Origin of the sequence: Mesorhizobium sp. L-8-10 (assembly GCF_016756635.1) — a bacterium.
Lineage (GTDB): Bacteria > Pseudomonadota > Alphaproteobacteria > Rhizobiales > Rhizobiaceae.
Genome location: NZ_AP023263.1, coordinates 4,033,031 through 4,051,796, shown reverse-complemented (window position 1 = coordinate 4,051,796; position 18,766 = coordinate 4,033,031). Strand labels below are relative to the sequence as shown.

Genomic DNA, 18,766 nt, shown 5'->3' with positions numbered 1-18,766 from the left:
AAGGTTTTGCCGCAGGGCAATACCTTGATTTATCTCGCTATTCGCTATTCGCTACTCGCTATTCGCTCCTTCCCTCATTCCGCCGCCATCGTCTCCAAACTGGCAAACCCCTGCGGCGCCTCGCCCTCCTCGAACGGCGTGGTGACCTCGACGAAAGTGTCGGGGTAGAAGCCGTTGAAACGCGTCCTGAGCGACAGCGAATAGGCTCCGATGTGGCCGATCTCGATCCAGTCTCCGGTGTCGACCGTCTCCGGCAGCCAGAACGGCCGTGACAAGATGTCGACGGAATCGCAGGTGGCACCGCAGACCTTGAACGGGACGATGGACTTCTCGTTCCCGTTGCGGGAGCGGATGGCCGGGTCGGGGATGAAGCGCGCCGGAAGCGTCAGCTTGCCAGTCCAACTGTCGGACAGCGACGCCCAGATGCCGTCATTGATGTAGAGCCGGCGCCCCTTCCTCAGCAGCACGCGCACGATGAGCGAGAAGGCCCGCGCCACGATCACACGGCCGGGCTCGGCGACCAGCGGGATGTCATCGAACTGGTATTCCCTGAGGTCGCCGCGCAGCCGCGACATGATCTGGCCGAGCGAAGGCATATCCGGCTTGCGGCTGTTGGGATCACGGCCGTATGCGGCGGGAAAGCCGCCGCCGACGTCGAGGCCGGCCAGCGGAAAGCCGACACGGTTGCGAACCCAGTCGGCCGAGGCCAGCGCGCGCTCATAGGTATCAGGGTCCTCGATCTGGCTGCCGACATGGAAGCACAGCCCGACCTTGTAGCCGGTCTTCTCCAGCCTCCGGGCGAGCTCGACCGCATAGGCCGGCCCTGCCCCGAATTTCTTGGAAAGCTCGTAGGCCGCCGACCCCTTGGTCTGGATGCGGACGAACACGGTCAGCGCCCCGGGATCGATATCGAGCGCACGCACGACCCTCGTGAGCTTGGTGATCTCGTCCTCGTGGTCGATCGAAATGACACGAATTCCGTATTTCTCGAGCGCCAGACGGATGTCGGACTGCGCCTTGACCGGATGCATGTAGAGCATCTCCGCATCGGACGAGACCGCGCGCACGGCCGCGAACTCGCCCGGCGACGCGACGTCGAAAGCGGTCACGCCGGCCTCGACCAGCGCCTTCAGGACGATCTGCTCGCCATTGGTCTTCACGGCATAGGCGGTCTTCCCCGGGAACATGTCCATGAAGTTGCGTGCATCGGCCTTCAGCACCTCGGGCCGGAAGCAGTAGACCGGATCGTCCGGGCGCAGGGCGAGCGCGGCATCCCGCGCATTCTCGAATTGCTGCATCGGCACTCCTCGCATGGCCGCTGATAAATAGAGCAACCCGATCGCCAAGGAAACGAATTCCCGTAGGGCAGCCCTTTGCCGGTTTTGCATGTGTTGAAGCAAGGCATTGTGACAGATGGCGGAAATCGGGTGGCCGCTTGCTGGCACGCATCATAGGGCTGGTGTTCAATGCCCTATCGGGAGAGCGTCGATGTCCGCAGTCCAGACCAGCCGGCCGGTTTCCAGGACGATGTCGTCCAGGGACTGGACGATGCTGCTGCTCCTCGGCGCGATCTGGGGCGGCTCCTTCTTCTTCGCCCGCATCGCGGTCGCCGAGATCAACCCGCTGACGCTGGTGCTGTTCAGGGTGGCGATCGCGGCCGCCGCGCTCCACGTCTATCTCGCCGCGCGCGGTATCTCCTTCCGATCGGCCTTCCCGCTTGCCGGTGGCTTCGTGCTGCTCGCCACGCTCAACAATGTGATCCCCTTCTCGCTGATCTTCGCCGGCCAGACGGAGCTCGGAGCCGGGCTCGCCTCGGTGCTCAACGCGACCACGCCCTTCTGGACCGCGCTCATCGCCCATATGCTCACGGTCGACGAGAAACTCACCTGGAACAAGATCGCCGGCATCATGCTCGGTATCGCGGGCACGGCCGTGATGATCGGTCCGGGCCTTCTTGCCGGGCTCGGCGGCCCAGTCTGGGCGAAATTCGCGCTGGTCGGCGCCTCGCTCTCCTATGCGCTTGCGTTGATGGTCGCCAGGCGGTTCAAGGGCGTGCCGCCTGCGGTCGTCGCCACCGCCCAACTGACGGCCTCGACCGCCATCATGATCCCGGTCGTTTTGCTGGTGAACGGGCCCGACGGCCTGTTCGCGGCCAGCGCCCATGTCTGGGCCGCGGTCTTCGCGCTCGCCCTGCTTTCCACGGCTTTCGCCTATATCCTCTATTTCAACCTGGTCGCTTCGGCCGGCGCGACCAATGCATCGCTGGTCACGCTGATCGTTCCGGCCAGTGCCATCCTGCTCGGCGCCGTGTTCCTCGGCGAGCGTCTCGAAGCCTTCGAACTGGCCGGCATCGTTCTGATCGGCCTCGGCCTCGTGACCATCGATGGGAGGCTACTGCCGAAGCGGTAGGCCTATCTCCGGACGGCGGATCGGCCCGACAGAGCCTCGTGGAAAAATTTTCCCCAAATGCCCTGAAATCACCATTTTCACGAGCGATAACAACGATTAATAGCCGCAGCGAGGTCGGAATTTCCACATTCCTGCCGCATTGCAGCACATTTTTCGCTTGCCTGTTGCACAAAGTCCCCTAGATTCCGCCTCGTACTTCTGTTGAGGAGGCTATGGCATGGGACTGACACGGCCAATCAATGCACTGATGATTTGTGCTGCGTTCGCTTTTATCGGGGCCCTGATAATGGGCGTATTACCGTAAAGCCTGACAACCTCTCGCAGGAAACCCAATCAAAGGGCCGGACGAAAGTCCGGCCCTTTCACTTACCAATGAGCCTCAGTCGCCGGCGCGGCCCATCCGGGCCGCTTGGCTTTCGCGCCAACGGGCGCGGCGCGCAGTCGCGCGCTCCAATGGTCGATCTTATCGACCATTGGTACTCAAGTCAGGCGGCGGCCGGCGCGGCCCGCTTCACGGCCAGATCCCCGCGGATACCGATCATGTGGCAGATCGCGAAGGCGAGATCGGCACGGTTCATCGTGTAGAAATGGAAATCGGTGACGCCGCGCTCGACCAGGTCGAGCACCTGCTCGGCGGCGACGGCAGCGGCGACAAGGGCATGTGTCTGCGGGTCCTTGTCCAGCCCATCGAAGCGCTCGGCCAGCCAATCCGGAACATGCGCGCCGCAGCGTGAGGAGAAGTTGGCGACCTGGCCGAAATTGTGCACCGGCAGGATGCCGGGCACGATCGGGATGTAGATGCCGGCGCGGCGCGCCCGCTCGACGTAACGCTCATAAAGATCATTGTCGAAGAAGAACTGGGTGATGGCACGCGTCGCGCCATTGTCCACCTTGCGCTTCAGCATCTCGATGTCGGTGGCGAAGTCGGGGCTTTCCGGATGCTTCTCCGGATAGGCCGAGACCGAAATGTCGAAATCATCGACCCGCTTCAGCGCAGCGACCAGTTCCGCGCCATTGGCATAACCGCCCGGATAGGGCCGGTAGGCCGCACCCACGCCTTCGGACGGGTCGCCGCGCAGGGCGACGAAACGCTTCACCCCCATCGCCGCGAACTCGCCGATGACTCCGTCGACCGCATCTTGGTCGGCATCGACACAGGTCAGATGCGCGGCCGGCAGCAGGCCGGTTTCGTTGAGGATGCGCCGGACCGTCCGGATCGTACGCTCGCGCGTCGAGCCGCCTGCGCCATAGGTCACCGACACGAAATGCGGGTTCAGCGGCGCCAGCCTGGTCACGGTATCCCAGAGCCGGGCCTCCATCTCGTCGCTCTTCGGCGGGAAGAACTCGAACGACACCCGGATCTTGCCGCCGATATCAGGACGGCGGGAGAAACGGAACTGGTTCATCAGGCGGTTTCCTTTTCCGGCTGGGTTTTGGCGGCGGGATCGGCGATCAGCATGCGGCGGTCGCGACCGAGCCACAGCTTGACGGTCAGCTTGGCGTCGGTGCCGTCATGCGGCACGAAGTCCTGGGTCTCCTCGAGCTCGAGCCCGGCTTCGGCGAACCATTCCGCGATCTGCCTGTCGGAGAAGCCCAGCCGCTGATGGGCGTGCTCGTCGCGCAGGAATTCCAGCGCATGCGGCGCGAAATCGACGATGACGAGACGGCCGGCGGGCCTGAGCAGCTTCGCCGCCTCGCGGATGGCCTGTTGGGGGTCGTCCAGATAATGCAGCACCTGATGCATGGTGACGAGGTCATAGGCGTCACGCTCCACCGGGGGCGCGTAGATGTCGCCATGGCGCACCTGGGCATTGGCGACGCCGCCCTTGTCGAGATTGGCGCGGGCGACGGCCAGCATCTCGCGCGACAGGTCGATGCCGACGCCGCGCCGGTAGAGCGGCGCGAACAGCTCCAGCAGGCGCCCAGTGCCGGTGCCGAGATCGAGCATCGCCTGGAAGGGCTGCTTGCCGACGAGCTTCTTCAGCGCCGCCTCCACCGCGCCATCGGGCGCATGGAGCGAGCGTATCTCGTCCCAGCTCGCCGCATTGGCGCTGAAATATTCCGCGGCGCGCTCCTGGCGCCGGCGCTTCACCGCCGACAGGCGCTCCAGATCGCGCGCGACCTGCGGGTCGCCGTTATCGACGCGCGACACGACGCCGTTTACGAAGTCACGTGCCAGTTCCGTATCGGAGAGGCGGAAGAACGCCCACGAGCCCTCCTGGTAGCGGCCGATCAGGCCGGCTTCGAGCAGGAGCTTCAGGTGGCGCGACACACGCGGCTGCGACTGGCTGAGGATGTCGGTGAGGTCCGACACGGTGAGGTCGCCGCGCGACAGGAGCACGAGAATCCGCAGGCGGCTGGATTCGGCCGCCGCCTTCAATATATCAACCATGGTGTCGAGCGCGACTTGCTGGACTGGGGCCATGCTAAGCTCCAAGAAAGATATAAACATATCTTTATGTGCAATCCGGGCGTTTGGCAACATGAAGATGTCGCTGGCGGACAAGAAAATGGCGCTACCTTATCACGAGCAGACCTTCGGCCCCCGCGAGGGCGAGGTGCCGCTGGCCGAGGATCCGGCGGCGATGGCGGGGGACGGCCATGTCGTCTTCATCGGGAAGATCCGCTCGCCCTGGCGGACGCGGGAGGAATGTCCCAAGAACATGGCCGCGGCGCGCAGCACCGGACAGGCGGCCAGGGTCGAGATCGACGCCCCCTTCCGGCCCGGGCTGGAAGGTCTCGACCGGGCCAGCCATGTGGTCATCCTCTCCTGGCTGCACCACGGCCCGCGAAACCTGATCGTGCAGAAGCCGCGCCACGCCGCTGCGGCCAGCGGCGTCTTCGCGCTGCGCTCGCCGGCGCGACCGAACCCGGTCGGCCTGCACATCGCCCGCCTGCTGTCGATCGACGTGGCCACCGGCGTTATCGAGATCGACGCGATCGATGTGCTCGACGCAACGCCGGTGATCGACCTGAAGCCCTATCTGCCCTCGATCGACGCTTTTCCCGGGGCGACTCGCGCCGAGGCGACACGGAGAAGCGCCGGCGAATGACCGCTCCGACCAACCGCCGCCGCGCCATCGACAAGGCGCTGACAGCGCTGCTTCCGATGGCGCCCTATGCCGATACCGAGAAGATCCGCGGCGAGGCGGGCGCCAAGCACATGAAGACGCTGCCGGCGTCGATCGCGGTCTGGCTGGCGACCGTCGCCCATATCCGCCACGCCCATACCGACTACGAGAAGCTGCTGGCCGAAGGCTACGATCGCGATTCCGCGCGTTTTTTCGTCGTCGACCAGATCAACGACTGGCTGACCCGATGGCGCGCGACACGGCTGCTCGATCCCGACGACGAGGATATCTGAGGGTCCTTCGAGGCCCGCTTGCTCGAACCTCAGGATGAGGGAGGTCGGCGCTACCAACCGGACTCAGGCTCGTTCGAGGGAAGACGATGCTTGTCGCGAGGCTCGCTTCGGCCGCACTCTTGGGGATAGGAAGGTTGGGCACTGCGTCCCTATTGCGAAAGTAGCGCCGAAAGCCGTTTTGCTTCAGTCGGGTAAGGGATTCGGCGACGCCGCGAAAGGCCCCTCATCCGGCTGCCGCCGGACGCCATTCTGGATGAAAGTACCGCGTGTCTTCGTACCCCTCTCTGTCCTGCCGGACATCTCCCCCACAAGGGGGGGGAGACCGGCCGGCCGCTTGGATTTCGCCAATCGTCAACGTCGCAAGACGAGTGCCATCATCGATGACAGCCAGTCTCCCCCTTGTGGGGGAGATGTCCGGCAGGACAGAGAGGGGTATCTGGCCAAGCCGTATCCGACTGAAATCAAAAAGCTTTCCGCCCTACTTTCATGGCAGGGGCGTTTCACAGAGGTCGACGAAATCCGTTCGCTGCGATCAGACGCACACTTTCAATCCCGATGGCGCTCGCGCTGGGCGGTGTCTCATCTCGAGGCGCTGATGCAGCGAGCCTCGAAGGGCTACCCCCGATAGGTCCACTGCTCCGGAATACGCACCGACATTTCCTCGCCGTCGGCGATGCGGCCGGGCTTCTCGACCCAGGCGACGAGGCCGCGCAGGCGTTTCGCCGCTTTCGGGAAAAGCAGCGCGCCGGCTTCGATGTCGGCCATGCCGGCGTGCTCGGCGACCGAACGTCCGGCGACGCGGCACGGCCCGTTCTGCGCATCGACCTTCAGCGTCACGCCGCCCTTGAAGAACATCATCGTGCCCGAAGGCAGCATCGACAGGCGGGGGATCCCATCGACGACGAGATTGGCGCCGATCCATTCGGGACGAATGCCGGCGATACCCATGCGTTCGGCGACAAGCGCCAGTTCGTCGGCGGCCACGATCGAGAGCTGCCTTTCGTTGCGCATCTCCGTGCCGCGCGGATACCAGGGTTCGCGCCCGCCCGAGCGCCTGGTATGGCCGGCATGGAAATCGCCCTCGATGCCTTCGAAGCCGAGGTCAAGCTGATCGACCGCGCGCGTCTCGAAATGATCTTCGGGCGCGATGAAGACGCCGGCGACCCTGGCGGAGAGCTTGCGGGCCGGCAGTATTTCCGGGTCGTCCTGGCGGATGGGCAGATCGAGCATGATGGTTCCTTTCAACTCGCCGCAAGATGGCGAGGAACGGCGAGCCGGTCCATCCAAAACGCCTGAACCACCCATGCGCACCGCTGATGGATAAGAGCGCCTTCGCCTGCGTCACATCATCCTGAGCAGCGCGCTGCCGATCGAATAGCCCGCGCCAAAGGCGCAGAGCAGCCCGTAGTCGCCCGGCTTCATATCCCTGTGGTTTTCCTCGAGCGCAATCACCGCCCCGGCCGCGGCGGTGTTGCCCAGGCGCTCCAGCACCATTGGCGCGCGGTCGTGGCCGACCTCGTGGCCGAAAGCCAGCTTGAGGATCATGGCGTTCATGCGGGCATTGGCCTGATGCAGCCAGAAGCGGCGCACGTCGTGCGGCGTGAGGCCATGATCGGCCAGGAAGCCCACGATAAAGCGGTGGCCGGCCACGGTGACTTCCTTGAACACCTTGTTGCCGACCTGCTTGATCATATTGCCTTCCATCTGGACGGCGGACGTGTCGTCCTGGCCATCGCGCAGCAGAAAGCCGAAATTGGTGCGGATGTTGTTGGAGAACTGCGTCCAGCCGCGCGTGTCGAGCACCTCGAAGCGCCCGGGCCTGGTCTCGTCGTCGCCGATCGGCTCCAGGATGACGGCAGTCGAAGCGTCGCCGAAGATGAAATGGGTCTGGCGGTCGCGGAAGTTGAGATGGCCGGTGATGATCTCGGGCGTCACCACCATCACCCGCTTCTGCGCGCCGGTGCGCACCAGGTTGTAGGCGACATGCAGGCCGGCCGCCGCGGACGAGCAGCCGAGCCCCATGTCGAAAGCGGCTCCGGGAATGCCGAGCGCGTTCTGGATCTCGATTGATATCGCCGGATAGGGCCGCTGATGGTGCGAGGCCGCGCAGATCACCATGTCGATGTCGCCGGGTTCCAGCCCGGCATCATCGAGCGCGCGGCGCGCCGAGGCGACGCCGAACTCCGCCATGACCGAGAGCTGGTCGTCGTCCCGCGACGGGATGCGCGGCGCCATCCGGTCGGGATCGAGAATGCCGTCGGCCACCAGGACGTGGCGTTTCTTCACGCCGGACGCATATTCGATGAAGGCCGTGTCGGACTTTTGCAGCAAAGGCTCGCCCGCGGCCTCACGCCTGGGATTCTCCTTGTCCACCCAGGCGTTGAAGCTCTCGACCAATTGCTCGTTGGTGATCGAGGCCTCGGGAATGACCACGCCGATGCCGCTGATGATGACACGCTTCATACATCCGTCCAGTCCGCGCATCGCTGACGGCGAAGCGCAACATCATGCCCTGTCGGGCTTTTTGCACTGCAGCGGGTTTATGCCAATTTTTCGCCGCTGCAAAGACGCCCCAAGACAAGGCGCGAGGTCACCAGGCGCAGATTCTTGTGCCAGTCCCGGGATTGTTCCAGCAGGCGCCGTCGTCGCGGCTGCCCACATATTTGCCCGGCAATGCGACGCTGCCGCCGCCGAAATCCGCATAGCCGAAGGCGAATCCGGGCTGATCCATCTCGAGCGTGTAGGTGGGATGGCCCGGCGCACGGATGCGGAAGCTTCCGGCGCGATCCAGGCTGCGGAAATCGCAATTGAAATAGCCGTCGTCGGTGGTGAAGCAGCGGGCGGGCTTGGCCGACGCCGCCGAGGCTCCCATCAGAATCACCGCCGCGGCCATCGCCGCTGCCCGGCACGCCCCGGTCCGAGGATACATATGCCCGCCCCTTCCCCTCGCCCGAACCGGGCGTTCCTGTCTACGCTTTCGTCGCGACGATGAACAGGCGGGGGAATCGCAGGAGCACTTTTCCGTCCGCCGCCGGCGGATAGGCTTCCGCGATGCGGGCCTGATAGGCGGCGAGAAAGGTTGCCTGCTCGTCCGGATCGAGCGGGTCGAGGAACGGCTTCAGGCCCGTCGACTTCACCCATTCGACGATGGCCGCGGCGTCGGCCAGCGGATGGTTGTAGATCGTGTGCCAGATATCGAGCCGCCCCGACAATCCTGAAAGAAGGTCGTAGTAGCGGCCGACCGGCGGCAGCGGATCGCGTGCCGCGCCTGCCATCCTGGCGGCGAAGGGCATGGAAGCGGCCGTCTCGCGCATCAGCCGATGCGTGGGTTCGGTCAGATTGTCCGGCATCTGCACCGCCAGCGCGCCACCAGGCGCCAGGAAATCCGTCAGCCGGGCGAGCAGCGCCGGATGCTCCGGCAGCCACTGGAACACCGCATTGGCGAAGATGACGTCGAGCGGCCCGGCCGGTCGCCATGAGGCCGCATCCGCCAGTTCGAACGACACGCAGGGCAGCCGCCGGCGCGCCTTCTCGATCATGTCGGGCGAGGTATCGATCCCGGACAGCTCGGCATCGGGCCAGCGCGCGGCGAGGAGCTCGGTCGAATTGCCGGGGCCGCAGCCGATATCGACGACGCGGCGGGGATTTTCGTGCGGTATCCGCGCGAGCAGATCCCGCGCCGGGCGCGTGCGCTCGTCCTCGAATTTGAGGTAGAGCGCGGCCGACCAGTCGGGGCGCTTCGGGGCCGGGTCCGTCATCTCACTACCTCCCCGGCCCTCGCCGAAATCAGCGCCTCAGCGCGTCAGCCTCTTATATGTCATCCGATGCGGGTTGACGCTCTCGGGCCCGAGGCGCCGGATCTTGTCCTGCTCGTAGTCCTCGAAGTTGCCCTCGAACCACTCGACATGGCTGTCGCCCTCGAAGGCAAGGATGTGGGTGGCCAGGCGGTCCAGGAACATGCGGTCGTGCGAGATGATGACCGCGCAGCCGGCGAAATTCTCCAGCGCATCCTCCAGCGCGCTCAGCGTCTCGGTGTCGAGATCATTGGTCGGCTCGTCGAGCAGGAGAACGTTGCCGCCTGTGCGCAGCATCTTGGCGAGGTGCACGCGGTTGCGCTGGCCGCCCGACAGGTTGCCGACCTTCTGCTGCTGGTCGCCGCCGCGGAAGTTGAAGGACGAGCAATAGGCGCGGGTGTTGGCGTCGTGCTTGCCGAGCTTGACGACTTCCGCGCCGCCCGAGATTTCCTCCCAGACGGTCTTGTTGGGGTCGAGCGCGTCGCGGCTCTGGTCGACATAACCGAGCTTCACGGTCTCGCCTACCCGGATGGAGCCGTTCTCCGGCTTCTCCTGCCCGGTGATCATCTTGAACAGCGTCGTCTTGCCGGCGCCGTTCGGGCCGATCACGCCGACGATGCCGCCGGGCGGCAGCTTGAAGCTCAGATCCTCGACCAGCAGGCGGTCGCCGAATCCCTTGGTGAGGCCCTCGACCTCGATGACGACATTGCCCAGCCGCTCGCCATGCGGGATGACGATCTGGGTGTCCGTCGGCCGGCGGCGATCGGCCGCCTCCAGCAGATCCTCGAACGCCTTGATGCGGGCCTTGGACTTGGACTGGCGCGCCTTGGGGCTGGACGCGATCCACTCGCGCTCGCGGGAAATCGCCTTCTGGCGCGCATCGTCCTCGCGGCCTTCCTGGCGCAGGCGCTTGGCCTTGGCGTCGAGATAGGCTGTGTAGTTGCCCTCATAGGGAATGCCGCGGCCGCGGTCGAGTTCCAGGATCCAGCCGGTGACGTTGTCGAGGAAGTAGCGGTCGTGGGTGATGATCAGCACGGCGCCGGGATACTGGCGCAGGTGCTTTTCCAGCCAGGCCGTCGTCTCGGCGTCGAGATGGTTGGTGGGTTCGTCGAGGAGCAGGAGGTTCGGCTCCTCCAGCAGCAGCCGGCAAAGCGCCACGCGCCGCCGCTCGCCGCCCGAGAGGTTGGCGACGCCGGCATCCCTGGGCGGACAGCCGAGCGCTTCCATCGCCATCTCGACCTGCTGCTCGAGATCCCAAAGGTTGAGCCGGTCCATGTCGTCCTGGAGATGGGCCGCCTCTTCCGCCGTCTCGTCGGAATAGTTCATCATCAGTTCGTTGTAGCGCTCGATGATGGCCGTCTTCCTTGCCACGCCCTGCATGACGTTGCCGAACACATCGAGCGTCGGATCGAGGATCGGCTCCTGGGGCAGATAGCCGACGGTCGCCCCTTCGGCGAGCCAGGCTTCGCCCGTGAATTCCCTGTCGAGCCCGGCCATGATCTTGAGCACGGTCGACTTGCCGGCGCCGTTCGGGCCGAGGATGCCGATCTTGGCGTCGGGATAAAAGGAAAGATGGACATTCTCCAGCACCTTCTTGGTGCCATAGGCCTTGCTGAGGCCCGACATGTGATAAATGAACTGGCGTGCCACGCGCGCTTTTCCTGTCGGTTGCTGTCGGAAGTTGGCCGCTATGTAGGCGATGCGGCCGCGAACGGCAATCCGGATTGTTGAACGGGGCCGGCAGCATCGGTTGCCCGCAATGTTCGCAAGCTCACTCCACCACCTCGTCCAGCAGCCATTGCCCGATCGGCCAGGTCGCGGAAAAATGCTTCAAAGCAAGCTCCGCAAACCCCGCCGTCGTCGCTTCCGCGGCGGGCAATTCCAGTCCGGCGTGCAGGCCCTCATGGAGAAAGAACCGCGCCCTTTCATGCGTGGCGTCGTAACCGCGCGGCACGCTCTTCCTGCTCGCCTCGCCGATGTCGTAAGGCCCGGCCGCCGTGACTTTCTCGATCGCCGCCACGAGCGCTCGCCCTGACGACTCGGCAAGCACCGCCTGGCGGAAGCACTCCAGCATCGCCCCCTCGAACATATGCATGCCGCTGCCGAGAAAGACCGTTTGCGGCGTCAGCCTGAGATAGAAGCCTGGACAATCCCAGCCCTTCTTCCCGCCATGCCAGAACCAGATGTCGAGGTGGTTCTTGTAGGGCCGCTTGTCCCTGGAAAAACGTATGTCGCGGTTGATGCGCGAAAGCGAGCCGTTGACCCTGGCTTCATACTGCACGCCCGGCGAGATCGCCCTCAGCCTCGGCCCCACCGCCTCGACGAAGTCGCGCCCTGCCGCGACATAGGAGGCTTCATAGAGATCGCGGTTCGTCTCGAACCATTGCTTGTCGTTGTTGCGGTCGATGCCGGCAAGAAATCTCAGCGTCTCCGCCGGAAATGCTGAAAAACGGTCGCCGCCCATGAGCGTGTTTCCTTCTTTGGCGCTTGCCGATCCTATCAGCATAGGTCGACAACGGGCGACCCCGACCCGATCGCCGAGGCCGGGTGCAGGCGAAACCGACGATTAACCCTTTCACGTCAAACCTGATGGATCGGAAACATGTCGGGGGACACGGGGCTTGACGAACAGTCTCCTGCTGATTGCGGAAGCGATCCTCTATTTCAGCCTGATGGTCATGCTGTTCCGCCTCAGGGGCCGGATCGGCATCGGCGTCTTCATGTGCGCGCTCGGCGTGATGCACTTCCTGGAGACCTATCTGGCCAGCGTATTCTACGTCGCGCTGCCCTTCGGCATGCTGTCACCGGGGTCGACGGTGATGTTCTCCGGCAAGCTGGCGATGCTGCTCCTGCTCTACATCAAGGAAGACGCGACCACGGTACGCCAGCCGATCTACGGCCTGCTGCTGGGCAATGCGCTGATGATCGGGCTGGTGCTGCTGCTGCGCCTGCACGAACTGGCGCCGCTGCCGGACGGGCGGGTTCCCGACATAGGCTTCGTCGACCAGATGGGCTGGCTGATGGTCTGGGGCACGACGCTGCTCTTCGTCGACGCCATTTTGATGATCCTGCTCTACGAGAGGCTCGGCCGCAAGCTGCGCGGATCGCCCCTGGCGCGCGTCGCGATCGCGCTCTGCTGCGTGCTGACCTTCGACCAGCTCGGTTTCTTCACCGCGCTGCATTTCGTGACGGGCGCTCCGCTCGAGGTCCTGGTCGGCGGATGGATCGCCAAGATGGCCGCCAGCCTGATCTTCAGCGTCATGCTTTTCGCCTATCTCAGATGGTTCGAGAAAGACGAAGCGTCGGCGCCGCGCGGCCTCGCCGACATTTTCCAGGCGCTCACCTATCGCGAACGCTACGAGGCGCTGGTCGAGCATGTCGGCCGCGACGGCCTGACCGGGCTCCTGCATCGCGGCCGGTTCGAGAGCGACGGCGAGCAGGCGGTGGCCGCCAGCCTGCGGACCGGCAGGCCCCTGAGCCTGGTGCTCATCGACGTCGACCACTTCAAGTCGATCAACGACCGGTTCGGCCATGCCGAGGGCGACCGGGTGCTGCGGTCGATGGCCATGCTGCTGGTCGGGCTGGCAGACGCAGGCGACCGGGTCTTCCGGATCGGCGGCGAGGAATTCGCCATATTGTGCCGCGGCCCGCACAGTCTCGCGCGGCTGCTTGGCGAGAACATCCGACAGGCGATGAAGGATCTTCCCACCGCCGACGGTGTCCTGCTTTCCGTCAGCGGCGGCGTCGCCACGGTCGACGGTTCAACGCGTAGCCTGTCCGATCTCTTCGAACTCGCAGACCGGCAGCTCTATGCGGCGAAATCAGGCGGCCGCGACCGCATGGTCGGCGATGGAGCCCTTCATGTCGTCGAGCGGATGGGTTCGCGACCGGCGAAGACAGGACGCTAAAGCGCGTCGCGATCTTATGCATGTCCTTGTCCCGAAACCGGTTCCCGCTTTCGGGAGACATGCTTTGAGCGCATCTTGACGCCGACGGCCGGACGCGGAACAGTCCGTCCGGGGCGGAACAGGCCGCCCGCGGGGGGAGACATTCATGGGCTTCAGCGGAAAGCGCCTGCTCGCGTCGCCGACCGGCGCGTCGCTCAACCTATACACCCGCTACGCCGAGGAACCGCCGCGCGCGGCGATCCAGGTCAACCACGGGCTTGCCGAGCATGCGGCGCGCTATGCGCGCTTCGCGGACAGGATGGCTGGACGCGGCTATCACGTCTATGCGCATGACCATCGCGGGCACGGAGAAACGGGAGCGGGCGACGCGCCGCTCGGCCGTTTCGCCGGGGCCGGCGGGGTCGCCAAGGTGATCGCCGACGTCGGCGCCGTGCACGACCTGATCGCATCCGAGCATCCCGGCCTTCCCGTCATCGTCTTCGGCCATTCCATGGGCGGCCTGATCGCGCTCAATTTCGTGCTTCGCCATACGGCCCGCGCCCATGCCGCCGCCATCTGGAACGCCAATTTCTCTGCCGGAGCGCTCGGCCGCCTGGCACAGGCGCTGCTCGCCTGGGAAACTCTCCGTCTCGGCTCGGACGTGCCGTCCCGCCTGTTGCCGAAACTCACCTTCCAGGACTGGGCCGGGAAGGTCCCGGGCCGGCGGACGGAATTCGACTGGCTGTCGCGCGATCCGGCCGAGGTCGACGCCTATGTCGCCGACCCGCTCTGCGGCTGGGACGCATCGGTCTCGATGTGGCGCGACGTCTTCGGGCTGGTCTTCCACTGCGCCGACGACCGCAGCTTCTCCGGCGTCGCGAAGGCCTTTCCGTTCAACCTGGTGGGCGGCGAGAATGACCCGGCCACGAATGGCGGCAAGGCCGTCGAACAGCTCGCCCGGCGTTTGCAGCGGATGGGTTTTTCGAATCTGAGAACAAAGGTTTATCCGGAAACCCGGCACGAATCCCTGAACGAGGTGAACCGGGACATGATCACCGATGCCTTCGCCGATTGGGCGGACGAGGTGACGAAGCGCTGAGGGGGCATATGACGGGCCCCAATCGCCGGCGCGGCCCTTCCGGGCCGCCTGGCTTTCGCGCCAACGGGCGTGGGCCACGCAGTCGCGCGCTCCAGCGGTCGATTTCGTCGACCGCTGGTACCAGAAGCCGAGGATCCGCAGGCCTGGTCCACGCCATTTGCGGTGACAGCCAGCCGCGCTTTCTGCTAGTCACGGCGAGTTTTTGAGAAGCTCGGGCGAGATCATGGCTGAACCCCCCTTGAAAGGCATCCGCGTCATCGAACTGGCCCGCATCCTGGCCGGGCCCTGGGCGGGGCAGCTTCTGGCCGATCTCGGTTGCGACGTCATCAAGGTCGAGAACCCGGAAGGCGGCGACGACACCCGCAAATGGGGACCGCCCTTCGTCAGGAGCCACGACGGCGAGAACCTTTCGGCGGCCTATTATCATTCCTGCAACCGGGGCAAGCGCTCGATCGCCATCGACTTCTCGACCCCCGAGGGCGCCGAGACGGTGCGCAGGCTGGTGGCGACAGCCGACGTGCTCATCGAGAACTTCAAGGTGGGCGGGCTCAGGAAATACGGGCTCGACTATGCCAGCCTGAAGGCCGTCAACCCCCGCCTCGTCTATTGCTCCGTCACCGGCTTCGGCCAGGACGGGCCCTATGCGCCCCGCGCCGGCTATGACTTCATCATCCAGGGCATGGCCGGCATGATGTCGATCACGGGCGAGCCGGGCCGCGAGCCGCAGAAGGCCGGCGTCGCGATCTCGGACATCTTCACCGGCCTCTATTCCGTCATCGCCATCCAGGCCGCGCTGCGCCACGCCGAGCACACCGGCCAGGGCCAGCATATCGACATGGCGCTGCTCGACACGCAGATGTCCGTGCTCGGCAACCAGAACCTCAACTATCTGGTATCCGGCGTGTCGCCGGTGCAGATGGGCAACGCCCACATGAACATCGCGCCCTATGAGGTGCTGCCGGTAAAGGACGGCCACATCATCCTGGCGGTCGGCAATGACGGGCAGTTCCAGCGCTTCTGCCAGATCGTCGGCCTGACCGGCCTTCCCGACGACCCCGACTTCGCGACCAATCCCGCCCGCGTCAGCAACCGTGCGCGGCTGCGCGAGCGCATCATCGCCAGCCTGGAACGGCTCGAGCGCGCTCCGTTGCTCGCCGAACTCGAAAAGGCCGGCGTTCCCGCAAGCCCGATCAATACGATCGGCCAGGCTTTCGCCGACCCGCACGCGATCGCGCGCGGCATACGCCTCGACCTCGACGACGGCCACGGCAACAAGCTGCCTTCGGTGCGCGCGCCGATGGTGATGTCCGAGACCCCCCTGGTTTACGAGCGGCCCTCGCCGCGGCTTGGCGAGCACACGGCCGAAATCCTTGCCGAACTGGAGAAAACCGGATCATGAAGACCGGCGGACAGCTCATCGTCCAAGCGCTCGAGGCCAACGGCGTCGACCGCATCTATTGCGTGCCGGGCGAAAGCTATCTCGCCGTGCTCGACGCTTTGCACGACTCGAGGATCAAGACCATCGTCTGCCGCCAGGAAGGGGGTGCGGCGATGATGGCCGACTGCCACGGCAAACTGACAGGCCGGCCCGGCATCTGCTTCGTCACGCGCGGCCCCGGCGCCACCAACGCCTCGGCCGGCATCCATATCGCGATGCAGGATTCCACCCCGCTGATCATGTTCATCGGCCAGGTGGCGAGCCACGCCAGGGAGCGCGAGGCTTTCCAGGAGGTCGATTACCGGGCCTTTTTCGGCGACATCGCCAAATGGGCGACCGAAATCGACGACGCGGCCCGCATTCCCGAGATCGTGACCCGCGCCTTCGCGGTCGCGACATCGGGGCGGCCCGGCCCGGTCGTCATCTCGCTGCCCGAGGACATGCTGACCGCACTCGCCGATGCGCCCGACGCGCTGCCTTTCACGCCGGTCGAGACATCGCCGGGCGAGGCGGAGATGGCGAGGCTGGAAGAACTGCTCGCCAAGGCGAAGCGGCCCATCGCCATCCTCGGCGGCAGCCGCTGGAGCGCCGCTTCCGTCGCCGCCTTCCGCGAAGCTGCCGAGCGCTGGACGCTGCCTGTCGGCTGCTCGTTCCGGCGCCAGATGCTGTTCGACCATCTCCATCCGAACTATGCCGGCGACATCGGCATCGGCCCCAATCCGAAGCTTGCCAACTACGTCAAGCAGGCCGACCTGGTGCTCCTGGTCGGCGGGCGTTTCGGCGAGATGCCGTCGTCCGACTACAGCCTGCTGAAGAGCCCCTACCCCGACCAGACGCTGGTGCATGTCCACGCCGATTCCGACGAACTCGGCCGCGTCTATCGCCCTTCCCTGGCGATCAACGCCTCGCCGGAAGCGTTCGCCCATGCCTTCGCGCGGACGCGGCCCGGCAGCCGGCCGGCCTGGTCGGACGAGACCGCCCGGCTCCATGCCGCCTATCTCGAATGGTCGACGCCGCCAGAGACCGGCCCGGGCCCCGTGCAGATGGGGCCGATCATGAGCTATCTGGAGACCGTGCTTCCCGATGACGCCATCATCGCCAACGGCGCCGGCAACTACGCGACCTGGATCCACCGCTTCCATCGCTTCCGACGCTTCGGCACGCAGGCCGCGCCGACCTCCGGCTCGATGGGCTACGGCACGCCGGGAGCGGTCGCGGCCAAGGACCTCTTCCCCGACCGCCAGGTGATCGCCTTCGCCGGCGACGGCTGCTTCCTGATGAACGGCCAGGAGTTTGCGACGGCCGTGCAATACGACCTCGCAATCGTCGTGATCGTCGTCAACAACGGCATCTATGGCACGATCCGCATGCATCAGGAGCGCGAATATCCAGGCCGGGTGGTCGCCACCGACCTGAAGAACCCCGACTTCGCCGCCCTTGCCCGCGCCTATGGCGGACATGGCGAGACGGTGGACAAGACCGCCGATTTCGCGCCGGCCTTCGAACGGGCGCGGGCCAGCGGCAGGCCGGCGATCGTCGAGATCAGGCTCGATCCGGAGGCGATCACCCCGACGCGCACGCTCACCGACATCAGGGAGAAGCGCTGACGTAACCGTTATCCTCAGGGCCTAGCGAGATGAGCACCGGCGGTAGCCTCACCGGAACTTCAGTGTTATGGAGGCCGCGATCGTCAGGAACCACCCTATGAACGCAGCGACTACGCCTGCCATCTCCATCGTCATCCCCTGCAAGAACGAAGCCGCCAACCTGTCCTTTCTCCTGGACGAGGTGGATGCGGCCCTTGCCGGGCGCGACTTCGAGGTGGTCGTGGTGGACGACGGCTCGACCGACGGCACCGGCGAAGCCCTGAAGAAGCGCGTCGAGGCGGGTGCGGCGCATCTCAGGCACATCCGCCACGATCGCTCGGCCGGCCAGAGCGCGGCCGTTCGGTCGGGCGTCTTCGCCGCGCGCGGCGCGATCGTCGTGACCATGGACGGCGACGGGCAGAACGACCCCGTCTACCTGCCGAAGCTCGCCGATGCATTGAAGGTCGCGGGTCCATCCGCCGGCATTGCAGCCGGTCAGCGGCTTAAGCGCACCGACACCAAGCTGAAGCAGTTCTCCTCGCGCTTCGCCAACAATCTGCGCGAGGCGATCCTGCGCGACGGCACCCGCGATTCCGGTTGCGGGCTGAAGGCGGTGCATACCGACCTCTTCCGCCAGTTGCCCTATTTCGACGGCTGGCACCGCTATCTGCCGGCGCTTGTCCTGCGCGAGGGATACGGCGTCGTTCACATCGACGTGGTGGACCGCCAGCGCCGTCACGGCAAATCCAACTACGGCATCCTCGATCGGGGTCTGCGCGGCGCGCTCGACCTGTTCGGCGTCTGGTGGCTGCGCCGTCGCCGCAAGGTCGTGCCGACCGCAACGGAGATCCGGCCATGATGGATACGGCCACCCACCTTCTGACCTGGCTGCACACCGTCTTCATCGAGCAGTTCGACGCCTGGGTGCTGCTCGGTTTCCTGGCGCAGGGCATGTTCACCATGCGCTTCGTGGTGCAGTGGATCGCCTCGGAGCGCGCCAAGCGTTCGGTCGTGCCGATCGCCTTCTGGTTCTTCTCGCTGGGCGGCGGCTTCCTGCTGTTCATCTACGCGGTCAGCCGCCAGGATCCGGTGTTCATCGCCGGGCAAGGGCTCGGCCTGTTCGTCTATATCCGCAATCTCTGGCTGATCGCCAACGAGCATCGCTCGGCGATGACGAAGACGGACTGAC

At 65.4% G+C, this 18,766-nt stretch carries 18 protein-coding genes; 9 read left to right on the top strand and 9 right to left on the bottom strand.

Going from position 1 to position 18,766, the window contains the following annotated elements; genetic code table 11:
- Positions 1 to 74: 74 nt before the first annotated feature.
- Positions 75 to 1,298 (bottom strand): alanine racemase, encoded by a 1,224-nt coding sequence (locus tag JN280_RS18645; RefSeq protein ID WP_202314192.1) that lies wholly within the window; start codon positions 1,296 to 1,298, stop codon positions 75 to 77.
- A gap of 190 nt (positions 1,299 to 1,488) precedes the next feature.
- Between JN280_RS18645 and JN280_RS18640 the strand changes: the two genes are divergently transcribed.
- Positions 1,489 to 2,409, top strand: coding sequence for a DMT family transporter (locus JN280_RS18640; RefSeq protein ID WP_244743407.1), 921 nt, complete (start codon positions 1,489 to 1,491; stop codon positions 2,407 to 2,409).
- A 485-nt stretch (positions 2,410 to 2,894) separates the two neighbouring features.
- Here JN280_RS18640 and metF read toward each other — a convergent pair whose 3' ends face one another.
- A complete protein-coding gene (gene metF, locus JN280_RS18635) occupies positions 2,895 to 3,815 on the bottom strand; it encodes a methylenetetrahydrofolate reductase [NAD(P)H] (protein ID WP_202314190.1) in 921 nt (306 codons plus the stop codon).
- Entirely contained in the window at positions 3,815 to 4,834 is a 1,020-nt protein-coding gene (locus JN280_RS18630; RefSeq protein ID WP_202314188.1) for an ArsR/SmtB family transcription factor, read from the bottom strand. Before JN280_RS18630 ends, metF begins: the two co-directional genes overlap by 1 nt.
- Before the next feature lie 85 nt (positions 4,835 to 4,919).
- Between JN280_RS18630 and tsaA the strand changes: the two genes are divergently transcribed.
- Both tsaA and JN280_RS18620 read left to right on the top strand, forming a co-directional pair.
- Entirely contained in the window at positions 4,920 to 5,462 is a 543-nt protein-coding gene (gene tsaA, locus JN280_RS18625) for a tRNA (N6-threonylcarbamoyladenosine(37)-N6)-methyltransferase TrmO (RefSeq protein WP_244743405.1), read from the top strand.
- Complete coding sequence (locus JN280_RS18620) at positions 5,459 to 5,773, top strand: DUF2293 domain-containing protein (RefSeq protein ID WP_202314186.1); 315 nt, start codon at positions 5,459 to 5,461, stop codon at positions 5,771 to 5,773. The genes tsaA and JN280_RS18620 overlap by 4 nt, the downstream gene beginning before the upstream one ends.
- Before the next feature lie 615 nt (positions 5,774 to 6,388).
- Here the strand turns inward: JN280_RS18620 and JN280_RS18615 are convergent.
- The 6 genes from JN280_RS18615 to JN280_RS18590 form a co-directional block, all read right to left on the bottom strand.
- Positions 6,389 to 7,003, bottom strand: coding sequence for an MOSC domain-containing protein (locus JN280_RS18615; RefSeq protein ID WP_202314184.1), 615 nt, complete (start codon positions 7,001 to 7,003; stop codon positions 6,389 to 6,391).
- A gap of 111 nt (positions 7,004 to 7,114) precedes the next feature.
- On the bottom strand, positions 7,115 to 8,236 hold the full coding sequence (locus JN280_RS18610; RefSeq protein ID WP_202314182.1) for a beta-ketoacyl-ACP synthase III: 1,122 nt from the start codon (positions 8,234 to 8,236) through the stop codon (positions 7,115 to 7,117).
- 127 nt (positions 8,237 to 8,363) lie between these two features.
- Positions 8,364 to 8,702, bottom strand: a complete 339-nt coding sequence (locus JN280_RS18605) for a hypothetical protein (RefSeq protein WP_202314180.1) — start codon at positions 8,700 to 8,702, stop codon at positions 8,364 to 8,366.
- A 40-nt stretch (positions 8,703 to 8,742) separates the two neighbouring features.
- On the bottom strand, positions 8,743 to 9,531 hold the full coding sequence (gene tam, locus JN280_RS18600) for a trans-aconitate 2-methyltransferase (RefSeq protein WP_202314178.1): 789 nt from the start codon (positions 9,529 to 9,531) through the stop codon (positions 8,743 to 8,745).
- 36 nt (positions 9,532 to 9,567) lie between these two features.
- Complete coding sequence (gene ettA / locus JN280_RS18595; protein ID WP_202314176.1) at positions 9,568 to 11,217, bottom strand: energy-dependent translational throttle protein EttA; 1,650 nt, start codon at positions 11,215 to 11,217, stop codon at positions 9,568 to 9,570.
- A 121-nt stretch (positions 11,218 to 11,338) separates the two neighbouring features.
- Positions 11,339 to 12,031, bottom strand: a complete 693-nt coding sequence (locus JN280_RS18590; RefSeq protein WP_202314175.1) for a DUF2461 domain-containing protein — start codon at positions 12,029 to 12,031, stop codon at positions 11,339 to 11,341.
- Between the two features lie 157 nt (positions 12,032 to 12,188).
- On the opposite strand from JN280_RS18590, the gene JN280_RS18585 reads away from it, so the two are divergent.
- The 6 genes from JN280_RS18585 to JN280_RS18560 all read left to right on the top strand — a co-directional run bounded on the left by JN280_RS18585 (position 12,189) and on the right by JN280_RS18560 (position 18,765).
- A complete protein-coding gene (locus JN280_RS18585; RefSeq protein WP_244743403.1) occupies positions 12,189 to 13,475 on the top strand; it encodes a GGDEF domain-containing protein in 1,287 nt (428 codons plus the stop codon).
- A gap of 145 nt (positions 13,476 to 13,620) precedes the next feature.
- On the top strand, positions 13,621 to 14,553 hold the full coding sequence (locus JN280_RS18580; RefSeq protein WP_202314174.1) for an alpha/beta fold hydrolase: 933 nt from the start codon (positions 13,621 to 13,623) through the stop codon (positions 14,551 to 14,553).
- Between the two features lie 223 nt (positions 14,554 to 14,776).
- Positions 14,777 to 15,952: a CaiB/BaiF CoA transferase family protein gene (locus tag JN280_RS18575; protein WP_202314173.1), complete on the top strand. Its 1,176-nt coding sequence runs from the start codon at positions 14,777 to 14,779 to the stop codon at positions 15,950 to 15,952.
- Positions 15,949 to 17,598: a thiamine pyrophosphate-binding protein gene (locus tag JN280_RS18570; protein ID WP_202314172.1), complete on the top strand. Its 1,650-nt coding sequence runs from the start codon at positions 15,949 to 15,951 to the stop codon at positions 17,596 to 17,598. Before JN280_RS18575 ends, JN280_RS18570 begins: the two co-directional genes overlap by 4 nt.
- Before the next feature lie 97 nt (positions 17,599 to 17,695).
- Positions 17,696 to 18,436 carry a glycosyltransferase family 2 protein gene (locus tag JN280_RS18565; protein WP_202314171.1) on the top strand — a complete coding sequence of 247 codons (741 nt, stop codon included), beginning with the start codon at positions 17,696 to 17,698 and terminating at the stop codon, positions 18,434 to 18,436.
- Positions 18,433 to 18,765 carry a lipid-A-disaccharide synthase N-terminal domain-containing protein gene (locus tag JN280_RS18560; RefSeq protein WP_446720736.1) on the top strand — a complete coding sequence of 111 codons (333 nt, stop codon included), beginning with the start codon at positions 18,433 to 18,435 and terminating at the stop codon, positions 18,763 to 18,765. Before JN280_RS18565 ends, JN280_RS18560 begins: the two co-directional genes overlap by 4 nt.
- Position 18,766: the final 1 nt, after the last annotated feature.